Here is an 18796-nt window from a genome sequence, read left to right as displayed (position 1 = left end):
ATCTTGCTGAATCTTTGTGAAATCTCTTTATGAAATTTACTTAAAACCGTCAACATTGGTAGGCAGTTTTATTACCAAAATAGAGAATGAAAGCTTTGTTGTATAAGTAATTCTAGTATCTTAGGGAGATTTAATTTCTCCATTTAAAGTAATATTACAATTAACCGATAGGAATAGTGTGATATTGCGGTTTTGGAGTGTTTTGAATTATGACAAATGAATTTAAGTCCTTATTAAGAAATGTTGTTGGTGGAGTTACTCTGGCCAGCCTATTTTCTTATCTTACTTTCATTGCTCCTTCTTCAGATGAGAACAAAGATAATTTTTCTCAAATTGAAGAACAACAAGTTAAAAATCTTGAAGACCAAAATAACGAAAATGATATGTCCAACTCATCAGGGCGTGGAAATCGTGGTCTGGCAAATTTCTCAGATGAAATACAAACGAAGAGAGATAATCGAAAGGATCGATCAAGAACTAGTGTTGGGGCCAATACTTCAAGGCCAGCCCGTGAGGTTTCAAGAGAAGCAAGAGATCCTGCTTATAACGCTCGTGAGATAGAGGGGAGCAGCAATTATCGCCCTTCAAATAGTAGCGGATCATTTTCACTTGGCCCTGCAAATTCACTAACTGGTAATAGTGCTCCTTCTCCAACTACCACTTCAGACTCTTCTGGAAGTAGCAGTGGGGGATCGGGATCAGGCTCTGGTGTATTCAAAGAGTCTGGCGGAAATGAATGTTCATTTTGTGTAACTTCAAAACCTAGTAATAGCGCTGACGAAGAGACAAATGATAATGGAGGTACATTCACAAATTCTGGGAGTGGAAGTAGTAATGATACTGCAGTGACAGAAGTGACATGTTCGCATGATATGGCCGAGGGAAGTTATGCTACACCTATTAGTGTGACAATTAGTTGTAGTGAGTCCGCAAAGATTTGGTATTGCTTAGATACTGGAGGAAGTTCTTGTACGCCTTCAATTCAATATACAGCTCCAATTAATCTACCAACAGATGGTGATTATGGAATCTCATACTATGCACAAGGATCAGCAAGTACAACAGATGTCGATGATTTACTTTATCGAATTGATACAACAAGTCCTGATCTAAGTGTGTCTCATGATGTGATTTATGCTCAAACGACTCAAGTTCCATTACAGAATACGACTGCATCAACGGACTTTGGAATGCCTGAATATTACTATCATCAGATAAACTTTAAAAGCTTTGATCCACTTACTACAGCGACTCCTTGGACATGTAATGAGGTTTTAAATGATTATGCGACGGCAACACCGTCACCTCAAGTTATTCAAACGAATTTTTCAACTTCAGGTCTTGCTGTGACAGATCAAATTATACAAACTGTTGATATGCCAAATCTTGTTATTGGAGATAATCATATTGTGACAGTTTTAGAAGATCGTGTTCTTGGGGTGGTAAGCTGTCAGGTACAAAACGTAGTGGTCAAAGATTTCGCTATCGCTGACTTTACTGGCACTGGAGCAACTCCTGTGACAACAGGTGTTCGAAGAACACTTGGAAGTTTTGTTGGCTTTGGACATTTTCAGGCAGTACCTAATTCCGCTACTTCTGGTCAACTTTCAAATACCCAAGGGACAACTTCAAGTAAGCAAGGTCTCTACACTTTAACTCACTAAAAATCGCACATTTAGAAGGCAGTATTCTTGAGAATCGGAAAAGTTAACCTTGTTAACTCATTGATATTTGTTTGCTAATTAAAGAGCGTTAAGATGTCGATAAGCCACTGTAACAACAGGGGATTATGTTGCACGTAAGTCGAAAATTGACATTTTTTCTAGCACTATGTTTAAGCTTAGTATTTAGCTCAAACACTCTTGCGACAAAAATTGGTTACTCTGGTCGACTCGTTCAAGCAGATGGAACTCCAATTTCAGGAACACCTAATCTTCAATTTGATCTCTATTACTCGAACGATCTTACAACTTCACTTGCAACCCAAACACTTAATTCAGTACCTCTTTCAAATGGAATCTACACTGTTGAGTTAGACTTTCCAAGTCTTGCAACCCTTATTGCAAATACACCTGTGAGTGAAACTCTTGTAATACAAGTTCGCGATACAACAAATACGATCACATTTGATTATCAAAATATTCTAGCAACACCTCTTGCAAGTTACGCTGTGACCGCAGAGTCTATTGCTGATGCGGCCATTACACCACAAAGTTTAGACTTTGTTGGAAGCTGTGCTGACAATCAGATCCTAATTAAAAATGGATCTCAATTTGACTGTATTAACCAATCAGCAGCAATCTCTGTCGATGGTTCAACAATTATTAATAATGCAGGAACGCTTGAGCAAGCAACAGTCGGTACGGCCGGAACTTATACTTCGGTTACAGTTGATGCTTACGGGCGCGTAACAAGTGGATCTAATCCGGCACCAAGTGTTGGCTCAAGTGAGATAACAGATGATTCAATTGTGGATGCCGATATTAATTCAGCGGCCAATATCTCATGGTCAAAAATTAATGCTCCAACAATTGATAAGACTTATGTAGGGCTGCCTAATGTTTTAAACGTTGCTCAAATCCCAGCATCAGACCTTGATAACTCGGGGACTCTTGATAGTGCAACACAGGTTCCAAGTGAGCTTGCTGTAAAAAGTTATGTTAATACGACAGCGCAAACAATTGCGGATGCAAAAGTAATTGATGATATGACTGGAACGCAAACAATGATTGCACCATCAGTTAATTCTGTAAAAAATTATGTAACGGCACAGACTGGGGCCATAACTTCTTCTCAATGGATAACAACAGGAAGTGATATTTATTACAATAGTGGAAGAGTAGGGATTGGAGTTATTGCTCCAAGCACAGCTTTTCATGTAAGTGATTCTAATTGGATTATCGCTTACTTTGAGGGTGATCATGCTACTGAATCATCTATTCATATCAATAACGTAAATAGTGTTGCCAATAATGGATGGGAACTAGGTCATCGCGTTTCCGATGGATCATTTAGAATATCTGAGCAGGGATTAACTCATCGAATGGCCATTCTTCCTGGTGGGAATATTGGTATTGGCACTTCAACTCCAACTGAAAAACTTGAAGTTGCAGGAAAGGTAAAGGGGACTGAATTATGTATTGGTACCGATTGCCGTGGAGCATGGCCAACTGGAAATGCTGGGACTGTGACATCAGTAACAGGAGGAACTGGATTAACTGGTGGAACAATTACATCATCAGGAACACTTGCAGTTGATGTGGGAATAACAAATGGCAAGATTGCTCAAGTTGGTGCAGGTGATAAACTTGCAGACTCAATTATTAATTATAACCCGGCACTTGATGTGGCCTTAACGGGTCTTGATACTTCAACCGCCTCGGCCGCCCTTGCAACAGATACTGTTCTTCAGGCCTTTGGGAAAGTTCAGGCACAGCTTAATGCTCATGCAACATCAATTACTGCAAACTCCGCATTAGTTGTTAACTCAACAGCTGGTAGTGAAACTGATAAAGCACCTTCTGTATCTTCAATGAAAACTTACGTTACTGCACAGGTCGGTGCAATTAATGAGTCCCAGTGGACGACGACTGGAAGTGATATTTATTATAATTCTGGAAATGTAGGAATTGGAACTGCTTCTGCGCAGAAAGAGTTACATATTATTGGAGCGGCTTTACTTGAGAGTACGGCATCGTTTTTGAATATAAAAGAAACAGATGGAAACCCCAATGAAAACTTCGCGATAGGAGTGAACTCTGGGCTTTTAAGATTTAATACAGCTGACGATGCTCTTGTTGGTTCAACAAAAATGGTTCTTGATCAATCAGGAAACTTGGGAATAGGAACAATCTCTCCAAGCCAAAGACTATCTGTTGATGGAAATATAAATGTTACAACTGGAAACGATATTTGTATTGATGGTGGAAATTGTCTCTCAACTGTAGGGGCAGGATCTGGAACTGTTACATCAATTACAGCAGGGACTGGTTTAACTGGAGGAACAATTACAACATCCGGTACAGTTGCTGTTGATGCTGGTACAGGTGCAGGACAAATTCCACAACTTGATGGAAGTGGACGCCTTCCAACTTCAGTTGAGACAGATCCAAGTGTTGAAAATTTTGCAAAAACAACTCTTCCAACTTGTGGTGCAGGACAAGTCTTATCTTCAGATGGATCAAGTTTTTCTTGTGTCACTGATATCGATACAGATACAGACACTAACACAACATATACAGCTGGTAGTGGTTTAACACTTTCTGGAACAGAATTCTCTATTGGGGCCCAGGCCATTACAGATACTCAACTGGCCGGCCTAGCAACAAGTTGTGCTAATGGTGAGGTCCTAAGAACAAATGGACTAGGAAGTTTCTATTGTTATGATCCACTCGATTTAGCTAATAACTTTTATACAAGTTTTGGTATTGGAACAACTCCTGATGCATCAGCAGTTCTTGATGTGAGCTCAACTTCAAAAGGTTTCTTGCCTCCGCGTATGACTTCAGTTCAGAGAAACGCTATTGCATCACCTGCAGAAGGTCTTGTGGTTTATGATACTGATATTCAAGAGATCTATGTCTATAAAGGTGGAGCATGGAGGGCCGTCGGTGATAGTGTAACTGGGACTGGAGATGCGGAAAGTTATGTAGAAGTTTCATTTTCAAGTGGTACTCAAAGTGGAAGTGGAGTTATTAACTATACGAATGAAAGTATTGATGTAAATGGAGAATTTGATCTAAGCACTGATCGATTTACCCCAAAACAAGCTGGAAATTACTTAGTTATTATTCACACTGTTGCAAATGGAATGACAACTGGGGGGCACCATTATGCTTCAATTACAAAAAATGGAAGTGGAGTAATAGGCTCTTGGACAAGATCAACCAGTTCAAGTAATGCAGATAAAAACGCATCTGCTATTGTTTCCATGAATGGTTCTACTGACTATATTGAAGGACGTTACTCATTAAGTACAGGATCTGTTACTAACGGGACATTAAGAATTATAAAGCTTGGTGGTGCCGATAATATGGGGAATCACATCGCTTCAAAAAATCTGGATTTAGCAACAAATAAATTAGTTGGAAATGGTGGGGGAACAGGCCTGTCAATTGCAATTGATGGAGCCGTTACCATTGATAATGATATTTGTATTGATGGTGGAAATTGTCTTTCAAGTGTTCTTGCAAATGAAAGTGAGATTGTAACTTCAAATGGAGCTAATGAATTAGTTAGGCTTGATGGTTCTGGAAGAATTCCTGCTATGGATGCTTCTCAATTAACAGGCATGAGTACCACTCAGGTCAGTGAAGGGACAAATCTATACTTTACAGATACTAGAGCGCAGACAGCTTCGGTTGTTAATTCAACAGCAGGAAGTGAAACCACACAAGCTGCCTCGGTAAGTGCAATGAAAAACTATGTAACAACTGAAATTGGTGGAGTTAATCAGTCTCAGTGGACGACAACTGGAAGTGATATTTACTATAATACTGGTAATGTTGGATTAGGAATAACAAACCCTGATGGACGATTAACTATCTCGTCTACTGATCAAAATTTAAACTTTGCCGCTGATAGAGACTTTCCCGGAACACTACAAATACATAATCCAACAACAGGAGTAGGGGTAGAAAATAATATTGTTTTTTCATCAAATTATACTGGTTCATCTACTGTTATTAATTCTTCTATTGCAAGTCTTCAGGAGACCACTGGTTCAAATGCGGATTACGGACAGGCTTCATTAATCTTTAGAACAAGTGGAAATACTGTTGCTTCATTAAATTCTGAAAGAATGCGAATTGATGGATCTGGTAATGTTGGTATTGGAACTAGCACGCCTACTCGAAAACTCTCTGTTGCAGGGTCTTTAGGATTAGAATTTACTGGAACTGAATATGGTTATTTAGGCTTACAAACAAGCGGACCTTACACAGGTTTAAAGCTAAAGTCTACTGCTGGAAATAGCTTGATTCTTGCTTCAGATGATGATGATACCAAATCACTATTTCTTGATACGTCAGGTAATGTTGGTATAGGAACGACAAGTCCAGGATCTACTCTTCATATTGCAAAAAATACAGGAGGAAGAGCTGCTATCATAGAGGACACTGGTGCAATATCACTTACAGATTCAAATCCTTATCTGGAGTTTAAAGGGTTTAATACTAATATGGGTTATGTTGGATTTGGTTCAATTGGAACAGATGATATATATTTATTAAATCGCCTACCGAGTGGAAAAATCCAGTTTGGTACAAATGATCAGACTGGCCGAATGGTTATCGATGAAGCAGGAGAAGTTGGAATTGGAACAACATCTCCAAGTGCACCTCTACATGTTAAAGGTGGAGCAGGTATTATGAAACTTGAGGCAACACCTACAAGTGACCATGTTTATTTACAATTGTATGCAGATGGAGATAATCCGACGACTCGCTCTGGTTGGATTGGTTATGGTACTTCTGGGACAGATGTACTTTCAGTTACGAATGAACAAGGTGGACAACATATTTCTCTTGCTGGAACAGGATCTGGATACGTCGGTATCGGAAATAAAGCACCTTCAAATAAACTACATGTCACTGGAAATATCGGTGCCACAGGATGGGTTGGAGCAGGTTGTGAAGGCTCATGTTCAAGTGATGCATATGTAATTAATTACGCCGATGGAAGAATCAGGACTTATGCTGGTTCAGGTTCTGCTTGTAGTAAGGCAGGAGGGTCTGCAACATTCTCTTGTTCTTCAGATAGAAGGCTTAAGCACGATATTGAAGATTTCAATGATGGTATTGAAGCTATTATGAAGCTTCGTCCACGAACATATGTATGGCGTGCTGATGATAAAAAAGTTCTTAACTATGGATTTATTGCTCAGGAAGTGCAGGAAGTAATTCCTCATGCGGTAACAGAAGATGAAAGGGAAGAAGGGACTTTCTTAAGTTTAGATCAAGGAGCCTTTACTCCATATATTATTAATGCAATTCAAGATCTAAATACTGAAATAGAGGATAATCATCGTGAAATTTCTTCTCTGAAAGAAGAAAATCAGATGCTTAAAGACTATCTTTGTTCAAAAGATCCGCAAGCTCCATTTTGCCAGTAAAATTTCTTACTCACTATCTATAAAAATATTACATTCTACTCATTCTCATTATTTGGATATGTTAAGTATTCAGTATGAAGAAATTTATCCCCGTACTTGCTTTAATTATTTCCTTTAAATCTTTTGCTTCAATTGAAGTTCGTCCAAGTTGTTATCTTTCAGATAATGAAGAAATTCTCTATATGGATATGTTTCCTTGGAATCAAACAAGAGCTGAAATGGAAGAGAATTCTTGGGCCATTTATAATTCTGGTAAGCGTATGGATAATCGCGTCTTTTTTGAGGATGATAAGTTTCTTATGCCATTTAAGGCAAGTGGTGGAAAAACCCAATATGCTCGTGTTCCAGAGGTCTTTATCAAGAGCTTAGTTTCACAAATTGAATACGCACTAGATAATGACTATGTGGACTTTATCAATTTCTCAGATATGGGCCATAGCCATTTCTTTATTCCAAATGAATTCTATGATGGTGAATTATCGAAATATTCATATGCAAAAGAGAAGGCAAAATTCTTTGAAACTCTAATGAGTGAGAAAAGTGTTCTATCTCTTTATCATACCGCAGAACAAATGAAGTTCTTTGAAAAAAGAGGAGATGAATTTCCTCTGGCCGATCGCTATATTCAAAAAAGATTCTATACTCGAAACTTCGTGGCCAAGAATGATGGATCAAGAAACGGAAAAATTCTCTTCAATCTTGATGCTTCAGGACAGGCGACATCAACTTATCGTCCAGATGAATACCGTTATTGGGGATCTGGAATTTCTTTTAATGCCACTAAGAATGGATGCTTTTCATTTAAGAAGAATGGCCAAGTCTTTTACTTTGATATGAGTGCAGATGATGTTGGCTATAATATGCCAAATGGCTACTAGTAAACAGCAGTTATTGTTCCATTTTATTAATGTAAAATCGCACATTTAGAAGGCACAATTTTTGTCTTTTAGGCAAAGTTAACCTTGTTAACTCATTGATATTTGTTTGTTAATTAAACGACGCTATGATGACGATAAGCCACTGTAACAACAGGGGCCGCTTCAGTTGCTGCAAAAACCCGGTAGAGGTTCTTGGGCGACATATTCAGATGAGAGACTGAAGGATCTTACTGGTGAGTATAGTCACGGATTAGATGAGATTATGAATTTAAACACTGTTAAGTATCGCTATAAAGACAATAATGCCCTTGGAATTTTAAATGAAAGAGAGCACTCTGGTTTTATTGCTCAAGATGTTCAAAAAGTAATTCCTGAAGCAGTTAGAAAGACAACTGATGACTTCTTAACTGTTGATAATGACCCAATCTTCTTGGCATTAATTAATGCAACAAAAGAGCAGCAGGAGCAAATTGAAGAAAATAAGCGTATGCAAAAGCTCATGCAAGAAGGCAACTCACGTCGTATTTCTTCTCTTGAAGAGCAAGTGGATGCCCTAAAAGAGGAAAATGAAATTCTTAAGGCCTACCTCTGTGAAAAAGACCCTGATATGCCTCTTTGCCCGAAAAACTAGCCAAATATTATTGTAAAGAACTCTGTTTGCGATCGTGATTCTAGGTACCTAGGTGATATTCAACATCAAAATTGATTGAGCAGTAAAATAGATCTATTGATCATATGTATATATACGTATTTTCAAGTCTCTGTGGAGGGAATTGTGATCCTTTTAAAATTGGCCATTCTTTCAATTGCTCTTCTCTATTCAACTGTCGCTCTAGCACAGGGGAAGATCTCTGATAAAGAGTTAGTGGCCACATTAAAATGTCATGAAGTTCAAAAAACAAGATGCTTAGAAGTACAAGAGTATGGACAAGAGTTTGTTGGACCTCAAATTGATGAGTCTTTGAATGAAGCGCAATTTGTGGATACAACTAGGCCTACCATTCGTGAACTCGTGTGTTGTGAGAAGAGTACGAGTTTAAGGGAGAGTGTGGTTGGCCATATTTTTAATGAAATGCTACCAGATCAAGTTATCATAAGTCTTTTAGGGCAAAAAGTTGTTAAACACAAAAGTCCAACATCAAAAGCAAATTGTCGCAATATATCTAGTGTGAATAATGTCTATAACGACGATCGATTTGTTGGCCCTAAAATTCCCGATTATATAAAGAACTCTCAATAGAAATCCTTGCTATCTCTTATAACGAATTTACAGTAGCTTAGATAATAAGCCTCCAGCTCATTGTCATTTCTTTGTCAACTTAACTTAACTTCTCTTGCTTTAGACCTCGATGAATAATATGATTAGAAAAGATACCCTATGGGGGTATATGGTTTAAAGAGAGGTACAAGTGAAAAAAGTTAAGTTTATTGTAAGTGGTATTAAATGTGGTGGTTGTGTAAGTAAAGTTGAAGGCGGACTTAAAGATATTTCAGGTATTTCAAGTGTCGATGTTGATGTTGAAAATCAGGAAGTGCTTGTAAGTGGTGAGAGTAACTTTTCAAATATGCAAATCAAGACCACTCTTTCTGGTATCGGTTTCCCTGTTTCAAGTATTAAAAAACTTCAAGCCTAGGAGAGACAAATGCAAAGTGAAAATGTGAATCAACAGGATATAAATATTAAAATCTCAGGCATGCATTGTGCTAGTTGTGCCTCTTCAATTGAGAAAGAAGTTGCAAAGATTGATGGCGTAAAGTCTAGTAGTGTTAACTACGCTGTTGAAAGTGGACACTTTGAATTTGATAATCAGGAGACCTTGAAAAAGATTGAAGATAAAATCGTCGATTTAGGTTATTCAATACAATCTGATGTTGAAGGTGAGCAACAAGAGGATTCTAAACAGACGATTGAAAAAGATAATTTCTATAAGTTCTTATTTGGGATTATTCTGGCAATCTCTGTTTTCCTCTTTGAAATGGGGCCGTTCAAGTCTTGGCCTAATCAAAAAGCAAATTGGTATATCCAGCTTCTTTTGACTCTACCTGTATGGGCGTGGATTGGTCTGAAATTTCAACGATCACTTTTTCAATTCTTAACGAGTGGTCGCTCTAATATGAATACGCTTATTGGTTTAGGTACTAGTGCGGCATTTCTCTACAGTGTTTTTATTACTGTCTTTACTGGCTATGCAAGAGAGATGGGATTGACTGTAAGAGTTTATTTTGAAGCAGTAGGGTTTATCACTTCTTTTGTCTACTTAGGTCAATATTTTGAGGAAAGAGCAAAGAAGAAAACTAAAGAGGCCTTAAATGACTTATTTAAGTTATCTGCAAAGAAGGCAAATGTTTTAAGAGATGATACGTTTAAAGAAATTGATATTAGTGAAGTTGTCGTTGGAGATATCATAAGAGTTCGTCCTGGTGAGAAATTTGCTGTCGATGGGGTTATTACGAAAGGTAGTAGCTCAATTGATGAATCAATGATTTCAGGAGAGCCAATTCCTGTTAGTAAGACTATTGATGATGATGTTTTTGCTGGAACAATAAACGATGACAATGTCGTTGAGTACAAGGCAAGTAAAGTAGGTAATGACACTTTTCTTTCTCAGATTATTAGTTTTGTAGAAGATGCTCAGTCGTCAAAGCCAGAGATACAAAAATATGCAGACCGCATAAGCAGTATTTTTACTCCTGCAGTTATACTTATTTCAATTATCACATTTATTAGTTGGTACTTCTTTGGTGGAGAACCTAAATGGGGTAATTCAATTTCTAACTTTATTGCTGTTCTTGTTATTGCATGCCCTTGTGCTCTTGGACTAGCAACTCCAACGGCCGTTGTTGTTTCAACTGGTCGCGCATCTTTAAAAGGACTTTTAATTGGTGGTGGAGAAGTAATAGAGAAGGCCGTAAAAATTGATACAATTATCTTTGATAAAACAGGAACAATAACTTTTGGAAAGCCTAGTGTTATTGATGAGGTCTACTTAGATAAGAGTAATAGAAAAGAATTACTTACTCATTTAGCTTCAATTGAGCAATTTTCGGAACATCCACTAGCTAAGGCAGTTGTTAACTTTGCTAAAGAAAGTGATATCGAGCTTTTTGAACCAGATAGCTTCGAAGTTATCAAAGGAAAGGGGCTAATCGCTGAAATCGATGATATTGAATACCATATTGGTAATGAAGCATTATTTGATGATGCGAGAATTAAAAGGGACTCTGACCTTGTTTCAAATAAAGTCGGAAGTTTTGTTTTTGTTGCTAAGAATAAAACTCACATCGCAACTTTAATTGTAGGTGATGAAATTAAACCAAGTGCAAAGGATGCGATTAGGCACTTTAAAGACCTAGGTGTTGAGACTTGGATGATTACTGGTGACAATGAACAAGTTGCAAAGAGTGTGAGTGAAGAGATCGGGATCGATCACTATATTTCGAAAGCACTACCAATTGCAAAGGCCAATCAAGTTGAAAAATTACAAGATAAAGGGCGAAAAGTTGCAATGATTGGTGATGGTATTAATGATGCTCCTGCCTTAGCAAAAGCAGACTTATCCATGGCCATGGGGACAGGAACAGACGTTGCAATTAGTGCTTCCGATGTTACAATTGTTAAAGGCGATATAGTTAAAGCGGTTGAGTTTATTGAACTTGCTAATGGTACAATGAAAATCATTAAGCAAAACCTCTTCCTATCGATGATTTATAATACATTATTAATACCAGTCGCTGCAGGTATTCTCGTTCCATTTGGAGGCCCTGCCATGCCACCAGTGCTTGCAAGTATTGCAATGGGACTTAGTAGTATTTCAGTAGTTACAAATAGTTTAAGAATTAGGAAGTTGATATGAGTAAACACCCAGACCATAAGGCAACACTGACTCGAGTAAATCGTATTGAAGGTCAGGTTAGAGGCATTAAGAATATGATCGAGGATGGAAAATACTGTATTGATATTCTTACACAAATTAAATCAATTCGTAGTGCTTTAAAGGGACTAGAGTTAGTCATTTTAGAGTCTCACCTTAATAGTTGTGTGATAAATGCTCTCAAATCTGGATCTTCTAAAGAATCAGAAGAAAAGATAGATGAAATCATGGAATTACTTAAAAGATCTGCCAAGTCTTAGGAGTTTCAATGTTTAAGTATTTGATCATATTATTGAGTTGCTCAACTTTTGCTTTTACTTTCAATGAAGCAGTAGAAGAACTAAAGAATCACAATAGCCTTCAGGCCATGAAAGGAAGTGCAAAATCTTTACTTGAAAAGTCTCAGAAGCAAGCTTCATGGGGTGATCCAATGTTTAAGATCGCTGCAAAAAATCTTCCTGTGGATTCTCTTAAGTTTGATCAAACGCCAATGTCTGGACTCGAGTTTGGAATCGGTCAAAAAATAGCCTTATCTAATAAATATGGAAAGGCCGGTGAAAGTCAAAGTGCACAAGCTAAATCAATTAACTATAGTGCAATGGATCTTGAGCAAGCCTTAACAAAAAATCTTTGGGCAAATCTTATTGAATATAAAAGGATTAATAACGAATTAGATATTTTAAAAGAAAACTTATCTTGGATTTCTAAAATGTTAAAAGTGAGTAAGAAACTCTACTCCAATGGCCGCATTACACAGCAGGCCCTTTTAGATATTCAAATAAGAAAGTCTGAAGTTGAAAGTGAGATCAGTAATAAAAACTTTGAAATAAAGCAAAATAAATCACAACTTAAGTATCTGGTAGGTAATAAGGCACTAAGTTTCAACTATAAATCAATTCCATGGAAGCTTCTTGATAATAATAAGAACGAAAGTAAGGATTATCGATTAAGTTCTTTAAAAGAAAACTTAAAAGCGAAGGAATACTCGCTAGAGCAATCCAAGCTTGCTTATATCCCTGATATTACCGTATCTGTTGGGTATACGATCAGATCTGATGAGGTCGATAATAATGGAGACTTTATTGGTGCACAAATTACATTTCCAATTCCTGTATCAGACGATAAATCTGGTGCAAAAGGGGAAGCTGTTGCCAATCGATATGTGGCCTTTAAACAATTAGATGATTACAAGTTGAAAAAAAGTCGTGACATTGAAGTTATCAAAGACGATATCTCAAAACTGAATGCAGAATTAAGTATTATATCAAAAAAGTCCGTAAACTTTGCTCAAAATTCCCGCTCAATTACATCGAAGTCATATGGGTTAGGTAATAGTACTTACGTTGAGTTATTACAAAGTGAAATTAGATTACAAAAAATATTATTAAAGAAGGTCGCTTTAGAGTCAAAGCTTTCAATGAGAAAGGTGGACTTAAAGTATACTCTTGGAGAATCTTTATATGAATAAGGTCTTAATTATTGTCTTCTTAGGATTTATCTCTTTTCTTAGTTCTTGTCAGAGTAAGAATGAGGTTGAAACAAGTAAGTCACAAAAAGTTGAAACTTACTATACTTGTTCAATGCACCCTCAAATTAAAGAGGATAAGCCAGGTAAATGTCCAATTTGCCATATGAACTTAACAAAAGTAGAGGTGGAACACGTTCACGCCACTGATAAAGAGGCCAAGCTTGAAAAGAAAGAATTATGGGCATGTGAGAACTTTCCTGAAGTTACAAGTGAGAAGGAAGAGGTTTGTCCTTTAGATGGTACACCGATGGTAAAGGTGGACTTGAATAAGCAAGAAGCTGCGACTGTTGTTGGTAAGGTTAAGCTTAGAAAATCTCAACTCGATCACTTCACTCCATCTTTTTTTCCTGTAACGACAATGAAGATGACAAAGAAGATTAGACTTCTTGGGCAAGTTTTAGAGTCAGAAGAAAAGGAAAGTAATATTCCTGCAAGAATTGATGGCCGAGTTGAAAAGGTATATGTGAAGTCGACTGGTAGTTTTGTTAAGGCCGGTGACCCTGTTGTTGATATCTATAGTCCTAAATTAATTACGGGTGGTGAAGAGTATATTCTTGCTAGGAGTACATATCTAAAGAATAGAAGTCGTGAATTTCGTGACCTCTACCATCAAAGTCGTGAACGTCTTGAGCTATGGGGTATTAAAAAGAAACAATATGAGCAATGGGCAAAGAATGGAAAAGTTCCTAAGAACATAACGATCTATTCTCCTGCTACAGGTGTTGTTCAAACTAGAAATGCAACAGTTGGGAAGTATTTCAAAGAGGGGCAGGACTTTTTTAAATTATCAAACCTAAGTGATGTTTGGGTTGAGTTTGATGTTTATGAGCAAGACTCTGCACTAGTGGAAATTGGCCAAAAAGTAGAATTAAATTTTATTGCCCTTCCTGGTGAGACTACTACTGGTGAAATCGATTTTGTTAGTCCTGTTCTTGATTCAACATCTCGAACACTTAAAGTTAGGGCAACAATTGAAAATAAGAATGGAAAATTAAAGCCTGGGATGGTTGCCGACGCTCAAATTAGTCTCAACTTAGAAGGGATGCCTCTTGTTATTCCACGCTCGGCAGTTATTGATACTGGAAAGAGAAAAGTTGCATGGGTTAAAGAATCTGATAGAAGTTTTAAATCGATAATTATTAATACAGGTCATGAGTCAGAAGGTTATGTTGAAGTTGTATCAGGACTGAAAGAAGGTGATGAAGTTGTTATTGAGGGCAACTTCCTACTAGATGCACAAGCACAATTATTTGGTGGCTATGAGGATATGAATGATTAAGAGAATTATTGAATTATCCATTCGTAATCGTGTAGCTGTTGTCCTTATATTTATCTTAATTGGACTTCTGTCTATTTTTAGTCTCAATACAGCAAGAGTTGATGCTATTCCTGATATTGGAGAAAATCAGCAGATCGTTTTTTCTGAATGGCCTGGTAGATCTCCGAAAGATATTGAAGAACAAATCACTTATCCATTAAGTATTATGTTACAAGGTATTCCAGGAGTTAAAAATATTCGTGGAACCTCTGCATTTGGTTTTTCTACGATATACGTAATCTTTGATGATGAAATTGACTTTTATTGGTCGAGGTCACGTGTTCTTGAAAAACTTACGTCTGCAAAGAATGAGCTTCCAACTGGTGTGTCTCCTGCAATGGGACCAGATGCAACAGGACTTGGCCAAGTGTATATGTATACATTGGAAAATACTCCTGAAAACTCAAAACCATTATCGTTAGAAGAACTTCGTACACTACAGGACTTCTATGTTCGCTATCTCCTTCAAAGTGTAAATGGTGTAAGTGAAGTTGCAAGTATTGGTGGCTTTGTTAAAGAGTATCAAATTGATGTGGATCCAAATAAGCTCATTGCATATGATATTCATCTTACTAAAATCATTTCAGCTATTGAGAATAGTAATATTGATGTTGGGGCCGAAGTCATCGAAGATGGAGCTAGAGAGTTTGTTGTTCGAGGTAAGGGATTTTTTAAATCAATTTCAGACATTGAAAATGTTGTAGTTGATGTAAAAAAAGATACTCCCATAAGAATTAAAGACATGGCCCGAGTCGGAATGGGACCAGCATTCAGACGTGGTGCTTTAGACAAAAACGGTCAAGAAGCTGTTGGTGGCATTGTAACGATGCGCTTTGGGGAAAATCCTAAAGAAGTAATTGATAATGTAAAAGAAAAACTCAAAGAAGTAAGGCAAGGCTTACCTAAGGGAGTTGAGCTTAAATCATTTTATGACCGTACTGAGGTAATTGAGAGAACAATTGGTACTGTCTACAGTGCACTTGCTCAAGAAATTGTTATTACAGTCGTAGTGATTCTTCTTTTCTTACTTCACTTTAAATCGTCTATTCTCGTTTCTCTAACACTTCCTTTTGGTGTTGGAATTAGCTTTATTTTAATGAAGTTATTAGGGATTGATTCAAATGTTATGAGTCTTTCAGGTCTCGTTATTGCCATTGGTTCAATGGTGGATATGGGAATTATCATGACTGAAAGTATTTACTCTTCACTTGCTGAAAAAGGAAATAAGCTCACAAAAAATGAAAGAATTGAGATTGTTGTAAGTTCTGCTAGAGAAGTTGGGCCTGCTATCTTAACTGCTGTGGCAACAACAATAATTACATTCTTACCGGTTTTCGGATTAGAAGGTAGTGAAGGGAAGCTCTTTGGTCCACTTGCATGGGCAAAAACTCTAGCAATGTTTGGATCTGTCATTGTTGCTATTATTCTCGTACCAGCATTAAGTGTTTACTTTCTAAAAGGTGATTTAAGGCCAATTGAGAAAAATCCAGTAAGTAAGAAAATAGTCTCAACATATAAACCGGTACTTGATTGGTTTCTCGATAATCGTAAAATATTTTTTATTTTTCCCGTCATCATTCTAATCCTAGGTGGCTTTGCTCTGACTCAATTAGGAAAAGAATTTATGCCTTCTTTAAATGAGGGAGAGATCCTCTATATGCCAGTAACGACAGCTGATGTTGGTATGACAAAGGCCCGTGAATTACTTGCTTATACTGATCGTGAATTAAAGAAGCACCCTCTTGTAAAAGATGCTTATGGGAAGTTAGGGCGAGCTGAAACTGCGCTTGACCCAGCGCCTGTCGCTATGTTTGAAACAGTTGTTAAGCTTATTCCTGAAGATGAATGGCCTAGTGGTACTTCCATTTATGATATTATGAATGATCTCGATCAAAAGATTCAGGTTCCAGGACTTGTGAATGCTTGGTTATTTCCAATAGAAAACCGTATTTCAATGATTTCCACAGGAATCAAAACACAAATTGGCGTGAAAATATTTGGTGATGACCTCGAGACTCTTGAAAAACTTGGTAATAAAATTGGACGAAAATTAGAAGAGGTTAGAGGTGCAAGTGGTGTTTACGCCCAACAGATCACAGGTAAACCTTATATTGAATTTGATATTGATCGAATCGCTGCAAGTCGTTTTGGTATAAATACTGGAACGATTAATCGAATACTACAAACTGCAATTGGCGGAATGACTATCGGTCAATTCTACGATGGAAGAAAAAGATTTCCTATTCGTGTGCGCTATAAAAAAGAGCTAAGGGATCGAATTGATGAACTTAAAAAAGTTTTAGTTCCAAGTCCTCTAGGTCAACATATACCACTTGAGCAGTTGGCAAAAATTGAGATTGTGACTGGTCCTGCTATGATTCAATCAGAAGATGGAATGCTAAAGTCATTGGTATTATTAAATGTTCAAGATAGGGATCTCATAGGCTTTGTGGAAGAGGCAAAAGAGAAAATTGCTAAAGAGGTCGAGCTTCCAAAAGGGTACTCTCTTTCATGGGCCGGACAATATGAAAATCAAGTTCGCTCAAATCAGAGGCTTTTGCTTTTAATTCCGTTGGCCTTACTTATCAATCTTCTCATCATCTATATGGGAATTAAGAACTTAAGAAATGCAGGTATCATCTTTAGTGCAATACCGATTGCATTTGCTGGTGGCCTAATTCTTCTATGGATTGGTGGATTTAATACTTCTGTTGCAGTTTGGGTTGGCTTTATTGCTCTTTTTGGAATTGCTGTAGATGATGGTGTTGTTCTTATGACGTATCTTCAAGAAGAGAATCGAAAAATTAATCCTAAAAACTGGGAAGAATTAAAAGAGGTCATAAGTAATGCAGGCTCACGACGTATTAGACCTCTTATTATGACAACAACTACAACTATTGTGGCCTTACTTCCAATTATGTGGTCAACGAGTACAGGTTCTGAAGTCATGAAGCCTATGGCCATTCCAACATTAGGTGGAATGTTAGTTGAATTAATTACTCTATTCATTGTTCCAATTACATACTCGTACTTTGAAGAAAGACGTATAAAAGAAATCACTCATGGAGAAGAAAATGTTTAAACTAATTACATTATTTTCAGTATTTTTTAATTTTCTAGCATTTGCAGATGTAAGAGAAAGCTTAACATCGGCACAGAAAGAAGAAGTTGTGAATGTTTTAAAGGCCAATGAGAAGCTGCACGCAAGCTTCTTTAAGTATGATGCTAAGAGTGTTGCTGACTCGGCCCAAGAGCTTAAGAATGCAATGAATAAGGTCTCACATGAAAAGATAAAGAAGTTATTGAAGTTTTCAATGTCTAAGCTTGATGAAATAAAAGCTAGTAAGACAAAAGATGAGAATGGACAAAATTATCATACGATCTCAATGGCACTTATCTATATTCTTAATACTTATGATGTAGGAAGCGAGTATAACGCTTATTCATGTCCTATGGTTAAGAAGAAGTGGGTACAGAATTCTTCTAAGCAAGAAAAAGTACACAACCCATACGCTGCTAATATGCCTCATTGTGGTAGTAAAGATACAAGCTTCTAATTATTTTAAATAATCAGTAACGGCAGCACCAAATATACTTGGAAAGGCGATAATTACAGTACGTTTAAATGCAAGTATATGGTCTGTCTTTACTGGAAATTTATTAATCAAAAATAAAATCATAACAACACTTAAAGTCGTAATAAAGTAGATGGCAAAAATACGCTTTAAGAACTCAATGACATTTCCCTTAAGCTTAAAACGATAAAAGTTAAAATACACAAAGAACGTTACTGTCGTAATAGATGCGGCAAATAAATAGTAAATATTTTGAAAGGGGAGAGTCTCACTAAGTGTCCAAACCTCTTCTGTAAAGCACAGAGGAGAGGCAACAAGAAAGGCCCCTACAAAAATTTGAGTGATATCACGTAAGCGCAATTCAACCATCAGTGGGTTGATAACATGGCCCATTGGCTTTCCTGAGTCGTCTAAGAAAGTAACTACTTCTCTTAGATAGCCGTTGATACGCTTTATTTCTGTGTGGGTATTTTTTAATCCCTTAAATACATTCATATTTAAATTATAGGGTTAA

Annotated in this window: 13 protein-coding genes; 12 read left to right on the top strand and 1 reads right to left on the bottom strand. The window is 37.1% G+C overall.

Annotated features, from left to right (window positions below):
• Positions 1-209: 209 nt before the first annotated feature.
• The 12 genes from ACN5L8_RS05180 (at position 210) to ACN5L8_RS05125 (ending at position 18264) form a co-directional block, all read left to right on the top strand.
• A complete protein-coding gene (locus tag ACN5L8_RS05180; protein ID WP_419172487.1) occupies positions 210-1664 on the top strand; it encodes a chitobiase/beta-hexosaminidase C-terminal domain-containing protein in 1455 nt (484 codons plus the stop codon).
• 146 nt (positions 1665-1810) lie between these two features.
• Entirely contained in the window at positions 1811-7111 is a 5301-nt protein-coding gene (locus ACN5L8_RS05175) for a tail fiber domain-containing protein (RefSeq protein WP_419172486.1), read from the top strand.
• 74 nt (positions 7112-7185) lie between these two features.
• Positions 7186-7989, top strand: coding sequence for a hypothetical protein (locus ACN5L8_RS05170; protein ID WP_419172485.1), 804 nt, complete (start codon positions 7186-7188; stop codon positions 7987-7989).
• Positions 7990-8155: 166 nt separating this feature from the next.
• Entirely contained in the window at positions 8156-8620 is a 465-nt protein-coding gene (locus ACN5L8_RS05165; RefSeq protein ID WP_419172484.1) for a tail fiber domain-containing protein, read from the top strand.
• 144 nt (positions 8621-8764) lie between these two features.
• The gene (locus ACN5L8_RS05160; RefSeq protein WP_419172483.1) at positions 8765-9229 is read left to right on the top strand and encodes a hypothetical protein; all 465 of its coding nucleotides are present in this window, start codon (positions 8765-8767) and stop codon (positions 9227-9229) included.
• Between the two features lie 169 nt (positions 9230-9398).
• On the top strand, positions 9399-9623 hold the full coding sequence (locus ACN5L8_RS05155; RefSeq protein WP_115360969.1) for a heavy-metal-associated domain-containing protein: 225 nt from the start codon (positions 9399-9401) through the stop codon (positions 9621-9623).
• Between the two features lie 9 nt (positions 9624-9632).
• A complete protein-coding gene (locus tag ACN5L8_RS05150) occupies positions 9633-11843 on the top strand; it encodes a heavy metal translocating P-type ATPase (RefSeq protein ID WP_419172482.1) in 2211 nt (736 codons plus the stop codon).
• Positions 11840-12121: a metal-sensitive transcriptional regulator gene (locus tag ACN5L8_RS05145; RefSeq protein ID WP_419168693.1), complete on the top strand. Its 282-nt coding sequence runs from the start codon at positions 11840-11842 to the stop codon at positions 12119-12121. The genes ACN5L8_RS05150 and ACN5L8_RS05145 overlap by 4 nt, the downstream gene beginning before the upstream one ends.
• Positions 12122-12129: 8 nt before the next feature.
• Entirely contained in the window at positions 12130-13329 is a 1200-nt protein-coding gene (locus tag ACN5L8_RS05140) for a TolC family protein (RefSeq protein ID WP_419172481.1), read from the top strand.
• A complete protein-coding gene (locus ACN5L8_RS05135; RefSeq protein WP_419172480.1) occupies positions 13322-14668 on the top strand; it encodes an efflux RND transporter periplasmic adaptor subunit in 1347 nt (448 codons plus the stop codon). The genes ACN5L8_RS05140 and ACN5L8_RS05135 overlap by 8 nt, the downstream gene beginning before the upstream one ends.
• Positions 14661-17789, top strand: coding sequence for an efflux RND transporter permease subunit (locus ACN5L8_RS05130; RefSeq protein WP_419172479.1), 3129 nt, complete (start codon positions 14661-14663; stop codon positions 17787-17789). The genes ACN5L8_RS05135 and ACN5L8_RS05130 overlap by 8 nt, the downstream gene beginning before the upstream one ends.
• Entirely contained in the window at positions 17782-18264 is a 483-nt protein-coding gene (locus tag ACN5L8_RS05125) for a hypothetical protein (RefSeq protein ID WP_419172478.1), read from the top strand. The genes ACN5L8_RS05130 and ACN5L8_RS05125 overlap by 8 nt, the downstream gene beginning before the upstream one ends.
• Here the strand turns inward: ACN5L8_RS05125 and ACN5L8_RS05120 are convergent, their stop codons facing one another.
• Positions 18265-18777: a DUF2391 family protein gene (locus ACN5L8_RS05120; protein ID WP_419172477.1), complete on the bottom strand. Its 513-nt coding sequence runs from the start codon at positions 18775-18777 to the stop codon at positions 18265-18267. It abuts the gene before it with no gap.
• Positions 18778-18796 lie beyond the last annotated feature (19 nt).

This window comes from Halobacteriovorax sp., assembly GCF_048381875.1.
GTDB classification, from domain to species: domain Bacteria; phylum Bdellovibrionota; class Bacteriovoracia; order Bacteriovoracales; family Bacteriovoracaceae; genus Halobacteriovorax_A; species Halobacteriovorax_A vibrionivorans.
The sequence above is the reverse complement of the archived record's forward strand: the minus strand, read 5'-3'. Positions and strand labels throughout refer to the sequence as shown.